Source organism: Mesorhizobium sp. M4B.F.Ca.ET.143.01.1.1 (assembly GCF_004792275.1).
GTDB classification, from domain to species: domain Bacteria; phylum Pseudomonadota; class Alphaproteobacteria; order Rhizobiales; family Rhizobiaceae; genus Mesorhizobium; species Mesorhizobium abyssinicae.
In genome coordinates this window covers 1-11,366 of record NZ_SRSR01000039.1, presented here as the reverse complement: position 1 = coordinate 11,366, position 11,366 = coordinate 1, and the positions used below count along the sequence as shown (strand labels likewise).

General features: G+C 59.0%; 11 protein-coding genes. All 11 read left to right on the top strand.

Annotated elements, in window-relative coordinates; translation table 11 throughout:
- Positions 1 to 674, top strand: a 674-nt coding sequence (locus EN786_RS35650; protein ID WP_135909951.1) for an IS66 family transposase, incomplete at its 5' end; no start/stop codon positions are given.
- Complete coding sequence (locus EN786_RS35645) at positions 671 to 1,273, top strand: UPF0149 family protein (protein WP_135909954.1); 603 nt, start codon at positions 671 to 673, stop codon at positions 1,271 to 1,273. The genes EN786_RS35650 and EN786_RS35645, both read left to right, overlap by 4 nt.
- Before the next feature lie 42 nt (positions 1,274 to 1,315).
- Positions 1,316 to 3,976: a Tn3 family transposase gene (locus tag EN786_RS35640; protein WP_128346927.1), complete on the top strand. Its 2,661-nt coding sequence runs from the start codon at positions 1,316 to 1,318 to the stop codon at positions 3,974 to 3,976.
- Between the two features lie 86 nt (positions 3,977 to 4,062).
- Positions 4,063 to 4,656: a tyrosine-type recombinase/integrase gene (locus EN786_RS35635; RefSeq protein WP_128346928.1), complete on the top strand. Its 594-nt coding sequence runs from the start codon at positions 4,063 to 4,065 to the stop codon at positions 4,654 to 4,656.
- Between the two features lie 2 nt (positions 4,657 to 4,658).
- The gene (locus EN786_RS35630; RefSeq protein WP_135909949.1) at positions 4,659 to 6,095 is read left to right on the top strand and encodes a DUF6880 family protein; all 1,437 of its coding nucleotides are present in this window, start codon (positions 4,659 to 4,661) and stop codon (positions 6,093 to 6,095) included.
- Positions 6,096 to 6,485: 390 nt separating this feature from the next.
- Entirely contained in the window at positions 6,486 to 7,376 is an 891-nt protein-coding gene (gene ehuB, locus EN786_RS35625) for an ectoine/hydroxyectoine ABC transporter substrate-binding protein EhuB (RefSeq protein ID WP_245493471.1), read from the top strand.
- Positions 7,377 to 7,439: 63 nt separating this feature from the next.
- The gene (gene ehuC, locus EN786_RS35620; protein WP_128346708.1) at positions 7,440 to 8,105 is read left to right on the top strand and encodes an ectoine/hydroxyectoine ABC transporter permease subunit EhuC; all 666 of its coding nucleotides are present in this window, start codon (positions 7,440 to 7,442) and stop codon (positions 8,103 to 8,105) included.
- A 3-nt stretch (positions 8,106 to 8,108) separates the two neighbouring features.
- Complete coding sequence (ehuD, locus tag EN786_RS35615) at positions 8,109 to 8,795, top strand: ectoine/hydroxyectoine ABC transporter permease subunit EhuD (protein WP_128346707.1); 687 nt, start codon at positions 8,109 to 8,111, stop codon at positions 8,793 to 8,795.
- A gap of 15 nt (positions 8,796 to 8,810) precedes the next feature.
- Positions 8,811 to 9,626, top strand: coding sequence for an ectoine/hydroxyectoine ABC transporter ATP-binding protein EhuA (ehuA, locus tag EN786_RS35610; RefSeq protein ID WP_128161163.1), 816 nt, complete (start codon positions 8,811 to 8,813; stop codon positions 9,624 to 9,626).
- A 733-nt stretch (positions 9,627 to 10,359) separates the two neighbouring features.
- A complete protein-coding gene (locus tag EN786_RS35605) occupies positions 10,360 to 10,797 on the top strand; it encodes a transposase (RefSeq protein ID WP_128346706.1) in 438 nt (145 codons plus the stop codon).
- Entirely contained in the window at positions 10,794 to 11,144 is a 351-nt protein-coding gene (gene tnpB, locus EN786_RS35600) for an IS66 family insertion sequence element accessory protein TnpB (RefSeq protein WP_128346705.1), read from the top strand. Before EN786_RS35605 ends, tnpB begins: the two co-directional genes overlap by 4 nt.
- The last annotated feature ends 222 nt before the right edge of the window (positions 11,145 to 11,366 follow it).

Here is an 11,366-nt window from a genome sequence, read left to right as displayed (position 1 = left end):
TGATGAGCGAGCTCGCCGGATTTGCCGGAACGCTGCAGGCCGATGGGTTCACCGGCTACAATCAGATCTACAAGGGCGGCGTCATTCGCGAAGCTGCCTGCCTGGCCCATCTGCGCCGCAAGATATTTGACGTTCACGACAGCCAGCCGACCGAGCTCAGCACGACGGCGATGGCCGGTATCCAGGCGATCTACCGGATCGAGGACGAGATACGCGGGCTCCCGCCCGCCGAGCGATTGGCCGCACGACGAGGGCGGACCCGACCCTTGGTCCGGGCGCTGCGACGACAGCTCATGCGCCAGGCCAACGGTTTGTCGCGCCATGCCGATATCGCCAAGGCCTTCGCCTATGGCACCAAGCGATGGCGCGCGTTCAACCGCTTCCTCTACGATGGCCAGCTCGAGCCCGACAACCTGATCGCGGAGCGCGCGATTCGTGGATTTACGGTCGGCAGGCGCAATTGGCTTTTCTCGGGCAGCTTCGCCGCGGCAGAGCGGTCAGCGGTCGTGCTCAGCATCATCGAGACCTGCAAGCTCTGCGGCGTCGATGCCGAAGCCTACATGGCCGACGTCACCGAGCGCATCCAGAACGACTGGCCAGCCTCGCGCTGGGACGAGCTGATGCCATGGAACTGGGTGCGCCGCCAAGAGATGCCGCTCCCCCTGGCGGCATGAGCGCGCTCGATGACATGGCGCTGTCGGATCAGGCGCTGGAGGCCTGGATGGCCGCCAAGACCAACCCCCGCCCGCTGGTGCGGACCATGTCGGCGCTGGATGGCTTCGTAACGGCGGCAGTCACCGGGCCGCGGTTCGCGGACCCGCAAGACTGGATGTGCCCGCTCATGGGGTTGCCGCGCGACGTCCTGGCCAAAGGCTCTGCAACCGATCACGCAGTGTTTGCTAGCGTCGCCAGGATCCACAACCGGATCAACGAGACGCTGTTTGACAGACCGCAGGATTATGCACCCCGCTTCACCACCAAGCCTAGCGGCGGCATCGACCCGCGGCCGTGGTGCCAGGGGTTCCACGCGGCCATGAATCTCAACATCAAACGCTGGAAACGGCTGCTCGACCTCAAGAACCCCAATCACGGCCTGCTGCTGCCGATCCTGATCTACTGCGTCGACAAAAAGGGGAGGCCTGTCCTCGGCAAACCCAGGCCGGGGCCCGAGACCGCGCACTTCATCGAGCACGAGGCATACAAAGACATCACCCTCGTCATCCCCGCCCTTCGCGAACTCCACTATGTCACCCGTTATGATAACCCGCAGTGATCGCCGCCGGCGCGCCGACTAACGGCTGACCGCCATACACGCATCAGGCGGCTTCGGGAAAGGTGCCTTGGTGCACCGCTTACGCTTGAAGCGGCCGACCTCGAGGCGCTGCGGCGCTGGCTCGAAACGGAGGTCTGCCCATCCGGTGTGGCGCTGGAGGCGACGATTGAGCCGATCGACCGCTGGTGCTGGGCCCGCAAAATTCAGCCGCCAAGCAAATCCGCGTCGCAGCGCCTGGTCCGCTCGGCCAGACGTCGTTTCGAAGAAGCGCTTCTGACACGGATTACGGCGTCCCTTACGCCGGAATCGATCGACCGGATGGAGGCATCGCTGAGCGATCCAGACGCGCCGGCCGGATTTTCCGCGCTCAAGGCTGATCCTGGTCGGATTGCCCTGGATAGCCTCCTTAAGGCCGCGGCCCGCCTGTCGTTCGTGCGCCGGCTGGGACTGCCGCGCGGCATTCTCACAGAAGTCGGCGCACCGGTCATTGAGCGCTTTCGCCGCCGGGTTGCGCAGGAGACGGCCTGGGAGATACGGCGGCATGCGCAAATGCGTCGATTGGGCATGTACGCGGTTTTTCTGATGACGCGCGAGGCGGAGATCACCGATGGGCTGGTCGATCTTCTGCTTGAGACGGTTCACAAGATCGGGGTGACCGCCGAGCGCAGGACAACGGCGGCGCTCGCACGCGACATTGAACGCGTTGTTGGCAAGGACAGGCTTCTGGCCGACATTGCCGAGGCGGCAACTGGGAATCCGGACGGCACCGTCCGCAATGTGATCTTCCCCGTGGCCGGGGAGACGAAGCTCAAGGCGATTATGGCGGAATACAAGTCCCGGGGCGCCTGGGAGCAGCGGATTCATCACACGATGCGCGGCTCCTATGCCAGCCACTACCGGCGCATGCTTCCCCCGCTCCTGGAGGTTTTGGAGTTTCGCTCGAACAATGCTGCGCACCGGCCCGTTCTGAATGCGTTGGCATGGATTCGCCGGGCGCGGCGCGAGGGCCGCCGGTTGCTCAGCATCGGCAACGGCGTTCCGATTGACGGTGTGATTCCGGTCAAATGGCGCGATTTCGTGATCGCGGGCGACGGGCGGATCAACCTGATCGACTACGAGCTTTGCGTACTGCAGGCGTTGCGCGAGCGCATCCGGGCCAAGGAGATCTGGGTGGTTGGCGCCGATCGGCACCGCAATCCGGACGATGATTTGCCGAAGGATTTCGACCTTCGCGGGGCTGAATATTACGCCGATCTGGGTCTGTCGATGGATGCTCGCGCCTTCACCGCCGCGCTCAAGACGGAAATGGAGGAAGAATTGCGCCGCCTCGACGCCGAGTTGCCGGGCAACCGAAGCGTCCGCATTCTCTGGCGCGGGGCGAACCGGGTTTCCGTTTCGCCAACGCCGCCACAACCCGAACCGCCCGGCCTGACGGCGGTGAAGGCAGAGGTCGCACGGCGCTGGCCAATGGTGGCCTTGCTCGATCTTCTCAAGGAAGCCGCGCTCGACACCGGGTTCCTCGACGCTTTCAAGACATCGGGCGAGCGCGTGGCGCTTGATCCCGCCACGCTGCAACGCAGGCTTCTGCTTTGCCTGTACGGGCTTGGAACCAATGCCGGGCTCAAGCGCGTCAGCGCCGGCGTCGCGGACGTAAGCTATAAGGAGCTGCTTCATGTCCACCGGCGTTTCATCCATGTGGAAGCCCTGCGCGATGCCGCGCGGCGCGTGGCCAACGCTACCCTGGCGATCCGAAATCCGATGATCTGGGGTGACGTCGGCACGGCGTGCGCGTCGGACTCGAAGAAATTTGGCGCCTGGGACCGCAACCTGATGACGGAATGGCATATCCGCTATGGCGGACGCGGCGTGATGATCTACTGGCATGTCGAGAAACGCTCAACCTGCATCTACTCGCAGCTAAAACGCTGCTCGTCATCGGAGGTCGCCGCCATGATCGAGGGCGTGCTGCGCCACTGCACCGATCTGGAGATTCGCCGTCAGTATGTTGACAGCCATGGTCAAAGCGAGGTGGCGTTCGCTTTCTGCAAGCTGCTCGGCTTCGAACTGGCCCCGCGCCTGAAGGCGATTGCGCGCCAGAAACTGTGCCTGCCGCGTCCGGGCATGAAGGGCGAGCTGCCGAACCTGATGCCGATCCTCTCGGAGGTGATCGACTGGGCCAGCATCGAGCGGCAATACGACGAAATGGTGAAGCACGCCATCGCCATGCATCGTGGCATCGCTGATGCGGAAGCGATCCTGCGCCGCTTCGCGCGATCGGAGATCATGCATCCCACCTACAAGGCTCTCGCCGAACTGGGACGGGCGATCAAGACGATCTTCCTGTGCCGCTATCTGCGCACGGAGGCGTTGCGGCAGGAAATACACGAAAACCTGAACGTGGTCGAGAACTGGAACAGCGCCAACAGCTTTGTTTTTTTCGGCAAGGGCGGTGAGGTGGCGACCAACCGGCTGGAGGATCAGGAGATTTCGGTGCTGGCGCTGCACCTGCTCCAGAACTGCCTTGTCTACGTCAACACGCGGATGCTGCAATCCGTTCTGGGCAATCCGGCCTGGGCGGCACGCATGACGCCGGAGGATCACCGCGGCCTGACGCCCCTCAGCTATGCGCACGTCAATCCCTATGGACGCTTCCAGGTCGACCTGGAGCGGAGGATCGACTTCGACATGAAGGTGGCGGCATAGCCAACTCTTTACAGAAGGCGCATTTTGTAAAGAGTATGCTTCCGCCACCCATGTGAATTCAAGCACTTGACCAGAAGGTGACGCCGATGCCCGGCCGGCGAAATGTAAAGAGTGACGTAACCGTTGCCGCCGACGGCCACGAACGGCGCAAGGACTTCCTCGGTGAAGCGGAGGTCGCTGCCCTGTTGGAGACGGCCCGCAAGACCCGACACGGCATCCGCGACCACCTGCTCATCCTGATGATGTACCGCCACGGCCTGCGCGTCAGCGAGGCGATCGCGCTGCGCTGCGAGGATGTGAACCTGAAACAGGCACGCATCTGGATCCCGCGCCTGAAGAACGGTCTGTCCGTCGAACAGCCGATCGCCGGCGATGAACTGCGTGCCGTGAAGCGTTGGCTCGCCAAGCGTCGAGATCATCTGCCGTGGTTGTTCATTTCCGAGCGCAACCAGTCATTCACCCGCCAGGGCGTCAACTACATCATCGCCACGACAGCCGCGCGGGCCGGCTTGGCGAAGGTTCACCCCCACATGCTGCGGCACTCGTGCGGCTTCTCGCTCGCCAATCGCGGTTATGACCTGCGCCTCATCCAGGACTATCTCGGCCATCGTGACCCCAAGCATATCGCCCGTTACACTCGCGTTGCCGCCAAACGTTTTGACGGGCTGTGGGGAGCATAACGATGGCGGCGAGCAAAACCGTTACCACCAAGAATCTCATTGCGCTCGGAGCCGAATGCTTGGCGGATATCCTTTTTGCTCTCGCGGAGGAAGATCGTGATATCAAACGGCGTCTGCGACTGGAGATCGCCGAACAGGATGGCGGAGATGAACTTGCTGCCGAGATCGGCAAGCGACTGACATCGATAAAGAACGCCTCGTCCATTATCGATTGGCAGAAACGGAAAGCTTTCGAGAAGGACCTGGATCTGCAACGCCAGATGATCACCGAACGCGTTGCGAAAACCAGACCCGATTTGGCCCTTGAATTGATGTGGCGCTTCATGGCCCTCGCGGAACCGGTCATCAATCGGGTTGATGACAGCAATGGCGTCGTCGGCGAGATCTTTCGGCAGGCCGGTCATGAGTTGGGGGAGATCGCCATCAAGGCCAAGCCGGAGCCACTGCTGCTTGCCGAGCAGACGTTTGACGCCGTTACCAACAATCATTACGGCGAATATGACCGACTGATCCCCGCCATCATGCCGGCGCTGGCCAAGGAAGGCATCGATCATTTGAAAGCCAAGCTTCATGACACCATTGATCGACGCCCGCGAAGAAATGGCGAATACGATCATCGGGCGGCCGCTATTGTACGGACCCTCCAGGAAATAGCCGATGGCGAGGACGACGTTGACGCTTTCATTGCTCTTACCCCGCTGAAGGCGCGGCAGACACCGAGGGTCGCCGCCGGCATTGCGCGACGGCTTCTCACGGCAGGGCGCGCGCAAGAGGCGATGATCGCACTACAGAAAGGTACGCCGAACGAAGGGGCCGTCGCCACGCATGATCTCTGGATTGATGGATACCATAGTTATTTTGGTCACTCCGAATGGGAGGACGTCTATATCGATGTGCTCGACGCGACAGGCGAGCCTGAAAAGGCACAGCAGATTCGTTGGGACAGCTTCGAAAAGCACCTCCTCCGTGACCGTCTGCGAGACTATCTGAAGCGGCTTACTGACTTCGACGATGTCATCGCCGAAGAAAGAGCTCTAACCCATGCGTTGACCTTCCCCAATATGGTGTCAGCATTGGATTTTCTCATCGAATGGCCGGCGCATGAGCAAGCCGCCAAACTCATCCTACGACGCCATACAGAGATCGATGGCAATGCCTATTATCTGTTGGATCCAGCCGCACGAGCCCTTGAAGGAGCCTATCCGCTCGCCGCCGTGCTGCTGCGACGCGCTATGATCAGTGACACGTTGGACCGCGCAAAGTCGACCCGATACCGTCATGCCGCCCGTCATCTCGCGGAGTGCCAATCGCTGCACAGCGCAATTCCGGACTACGTCAATCTTGGGGATCATGCCGCCTTCCTGGCATCGCTACAGGACAAACATCGACGCAAGGAAGGCTTCTGGGGGCGCGTTCGGGAGTTCTCGACAAAGAGATAATCGCGTTCTTCTTTTGTTCGGTTGGCTGTCGCTTTTGAACAGCTATGAGGTCATTGGGCCTATGCGGAGGCAACGGACATGTTGGTCGGGAGCATTCTACAATGAGGCAATACGCGCGCTCACTTTGATTGCAGCGCCGCAGTATGTCGAGAGGTTTCACGCATATTACCTGATAAATCCATATCGCTGTTGAGTATCAGGGAGTGAGACTTAACAGTGAGAACAAAAACATCAATCGACAGATAAGCTTCCCGCTGTGAAGCCTGTCAATTGTCTGCCCCACCACTTCGGCCTGCGATCTCGTTCCATCGCCACCCTCCTAACTCGGCCGTGTCGGGAATACCGGAACCCGCATTGACATCACGGTATACTAGGTATAGGGAGATTGGTGTGAACAACAGTTCACCAACAAGGGAGGAAAATATGAAACTGTCTAGACGCAGCGCTTTGGCGTGCATCGCACTCACCAGCGCTAGCATGCTTGCAATGACAACGTTCGCTGCGCAGGCGGGTACGTTAATGGACCGAATCGAAAGCGGAGAAGCCATTCGTTTGGGTTTTGCCAACGAGGCTCCCTGGGCATTTCCAGGGAAGAATGGGGAGCCGCTCGGCTTTGCCAATGCGATCGCACTTGGTGTCCTGAAGTCGATGGGCCACGAGAAGATCGAGCCTGTAGTAACGTCATGGGGCGCCTTCATCCCGGGCCTCCAAGCGCGCCGGTTCGACATAATCACTGGTGGAATGTACATCCTCAAAGATCGCTGCGAGAACATCGCATTCTCGGAACCTATTGGCAATTTTGGCAACGCGTTCCTCGTGCCCAAGGGTAATCCGAAGAACCTTCGCACTTATCGCGACATCAAAGAACAGCAAGCCACCATGGTTACGGGTGCGGGCTATAATACGATCGGGGAAGCAAAGAAAGAGGGCGTCGACGACAGCCACATCATGCAGGTGCCAGGTCCGACGGAAATGATCGCCGCTGTAAGGGCAGGTCGTGCAGACGCGGCAGCATTAGCTTATTTCGGCGCTTCTGAAGCTGTAGCTATGTCGCGAGGCGAACTCGAAGTTACCGATCCATCAGCGATGCCAGATTGGACACATAACTGGGCCGGCATCGGTTTTCGTACCGAGGACAGCGATTTCCTTGTGACGTTCAACAAGGCGCTGAAAGAGTATCTCGGCTCCGAGAAAATGCTGGAAGACGTAAGGGAATATGGATACACCGCGGCCCAATTGCCCGGAAACGTATCAACTAAGTGGATATGTCAAAACCGGTAGGATCATTGTGCCGACCTGTTGAAGCCCTTTCGCAGCGGATAGGCCGTCGGCCGAAACACAATCATGTCCTATTTCCATTTCCTGTCTGACTATGGCTGGCCCCTAGTCAACGGTGGCATCGTCACTGCCATGCAAACTGCGCTTGCAGTCGTCGTGGCAGTGGTGCTCGCCTTCGTGGCTGGCCTCATGCGTTTGGCGCGGCTTGCACCGGCACGCTGGGTCGCCACCATGTACATCGAGATTTTTCGTGGCACTTCAATGCTCGTCCAGTTGTACTGGATTTTCTTTGTCCTGCCGCTGTTCGGTTTAAATTTGGATAAATTCACGGCTGGTTTTATTAGTGTCGGCTTGAACCTCGGGGCGTATGGGGCTGAGCTGGTCCGCGGCGCCATATTGTCCGTGCCAAGGGGCCAGTGGGAGGCTGCGCTTGCGCTGAATATGTCGCCGCTCTGTCGTATGCAGCGCATTATACTGCCTCAGGCCCTGTCCATCATGCTACCGGCTTGGGGCAATTTGCTGATCGACCTCCTCAAGGCTACGTCATTGGTCGCGCTGATATCGGTGCCTGACCTCATGTTCCAAGCCGAGCAGATCAACGCTCGCACTTTCTTGTCAGCCCAAGCCTTCGGCTCCGCGCTCATTATATACTACGTGATGGCGAGGCTCGTTATCACACCGTTCATGCGGTGTTTCGAACGCATAATGAGCCGTCACCTTGGGAGAATGTGAAGTATGTTAGACTGGCGTTGGGACTTCACTTGGTCAATTCTGCCGCAGCTTCTGGTGGCGACGGGTAATACGTTGCTTGCGGCGGGAACTGGCTACGTCATTGCCCTCTTTCTAGGACTCATTTTTGCGCTGGCTCAACGCACGCCTTTTAGGCTGCTGACCGTGACGGTACGCGAGATCATGGAATTTATCCGGTCCACTCCTTCGATTCTCCAGATATTCTTTGTCTTCTATGTTGCACCACAGTTCGGCATCCGCCTTTCTCCTTGGACGTCAGGCATGATCGCCATCGGCTTGCATTACGCCGCCTATCTCTCCGAAGTCTATCGTGGTGGGCTCGAAAGTGTACCGACGGGGCAGTGGGAGGCAGCGACTTCGCTCAACCTCAGCATATCACGCACCTATTTCCGCATCATTATCCCACAGGCGCTGCCACCTTCGCTTGCCGGCATGGGCAACTGTTTGGTCGGCATCTTCAAGGAGACGCCGATTCTGTCGGTAATTGGCGTGGTGGAACTCATGCACACTGCCAACGCTATCGGTTCGGAAAACTACCGCTATCTTGAGCCATATACCCTAGTCGGGCTCATATTCCTGATCATCTCGCTGCCATCTGCCACAGCTATACGGATGATGGATGTGTGGGTGGGCCGACAATTTGGAATTAGTCAATCAACTGCTTTGAACTGATCGGACAAAAGTGAGATGGACGACGCGTACGATATGCCCCCGCAACTCATTAGCGAGTCGAAGCCAATGGTGAGTTTCAAAAGAGTGCGCAAGGCGTACGGGTCACTTGTAGTCATTGACGATCTAAATTTGGACATTTTTGCCGGCGAGATGGTATCAATAATCGGTCCGTCAGGCTCAGGAAAGACGACAGTACTAAGGGTATTAATGACCCTAGAGCAGATCCATGGGGGATGCATTTATGTAGATGGGAAGCCCCTAACTCATATGGAGAAGAATGGAAAGCTGGTACCAGCCGATCGTCGATACATTCGGGAGCGGCGATCAGCCATCGGCATGTGCTTTCAGAACTTCAACCTGTTCCCGCACATGACGGCTCTTGAAAACTGCATGGAAGGGCCGGTCCACGTTCTTGGTCTATCAAGGACCGAGGCTCGCGAGCGATCCATTGAGCTACTTGAGATGGTTGGGATGTTGCACAAAATGGACCAACATCCCTCACGGCTATCTGGTGGTCAGCAGCAGCGCGTCGCGATTGCCAGAGCGCTCGCAATGCGTCCTAAAGTGATGTTGTTCGATGAGGTAACGTCCGCGCTTGACCCGGAAGTCATTGGGGAGGTGACGAACGTAATAAGAAAGCTCGTGGCAGAACAAAACCTGACCATGTTGATGGTTACCCATCAGATGGGGTTTGCTCGCGACATCTCGGATCGTGTTTGCTTCTTCTATGGAGGCAAAATTGAGGAACAGGGTCCTCCAGCCGAATTGTTCGGAAACCCTCAAAAGGATCGAACGCGGCAATTTCTGCGCGCTGTGAAGGAGGCAAACTGATCGAGTCCCTGGTCAGCGCCGTAGCGCCAATGTGGCGGATTGGCTCTCGCGTTCAATTTTTTTGGTGCGCCAGATAACAAATGAGGTCTGCAGTCCTGAACTGGAATGAGCGAGCGGACCCTGGAGTTAGCCTCTCCCAAGGTGCGTATTTCAGGCGATCGTGAGCACGGTTCACGGGATCATGAGCACCCTTTTCGGACGTGCTCAGACAAGTTCTACAGGATGCCTGGTTCAAAACGAGGAACCTGATCCCCAACCCAGAGATTGTCAGATTGTCGATGCGCCGGATCAGAGAAGTTTTGCCTCCAAGGCATGTCCAGGCCTTGCCCGAGCGTGCCGCCTCGACCTTGCGCACGAGATCCCGCAGCTGTCCAGATAGGTCCGGTCTCGGCTTATCTTGCAAGCCACCCGGTAGACTTCCGAAATATGTGGAGCGCCGGATTATGCGGAGTCCGCGGCGGCAATTACTTGCCGCCTGCGGTGTTGAACATTTGAGCGATTTGAGCAGCGATCACTCAACATAATCTGCCGATCGGCTGACGGACTTCAGCATGGCCAGCAGCTTGTCGGGAGCGGAAGCGACCCGGCTTGAGCGACGGACACAGACGGGGCCGACCCCCCGGTTGCCTGGTTGAACTCATTTGCGATTGATTTCGCCGTTTTCGGCGCGGTCAAGGTAAGCGGTGCACCAAGGCACCTTGCAATAGGCCGATGAACATGGAGCTTTCGCGCCATGACATTGGAACATGCAGAGAGCGATGTGGTCGCCGAGATCAGCAGCACCCCGGCGGCTGAAGATGGTGCAACGATGCCCGGCCGCGCGCGGCAACGGAGGCTGTGGAGTTGCGCCGAGAAGCGCGCGTTGGTCGACCTTGCGAGCGCGGCGGGGTCGTCGGTGACCGAGGTCGCGCAAGCGTTCGGCATGGCTCCGTCACAGCTATATATGTGGCGCAAGCAGATGGCCGGCGGCGAGCTCGATGTCGACCAGGGGGTGGCCACCTTCGCGCGGATCGAGGTGAATGATCTGCCCGAGGTCGAACGCCCCGTCTCCGATTGCCCGGACCCGGCCGGCAAGATCGTGGTGGCCTTTCCGAACGGCGCGCGATTGCGGATCGACGGGACCGTCGATCCGACAGCGCTGCGCATCGTCCTGGCGGAGTTGAGCAGGTGATCACGGTGGTGCCGACCGACCGGATTTTCCTGTGCTGCGGCGCGACCGATATGCGCCGCGGGATCAACAGCCTGGCCCGAATGGTGCAGCAGGTGCTCGCGCTCAATCCGCACACCGGCGCGATCTTCTGCTTCCGTGGACGCAAGGGTCATATCATCAAGATTTTGGCGCATGACGACCAGGGGTTCTGCCTATTCACGAAGCGGCTTACCGACGGCTGTTTTGCCTGGCCCGCCACCAAGGATCAGGTCGCCGTTTCGCTTAGCAAGGCGGAGCTTTCGCTGCTTCTGGAAGGGATCGACTGGCGCCGGCCGAGCAAGACTTATCGGCCGCGTCTGGCTGGCTGATTTTGCTCGTTTCTCTTTGATTTTGTGTCGAGTCTGCTTTCGTGAAGGAGGTGTTTCGGGTATGTAATTTGGGTGTCGGAACAAGCTCCCTCAATCGCTGATTTCCTCGCCCGGATCGCGCTTCTGGAGGCGGCCGTTGCTGCCCGTGACACCACCATCGCCGAACGCGATGAGCAGTTGCGCAGAGAGCGCGCCGAGACCGCACTTCGCATCCAGTGCCTG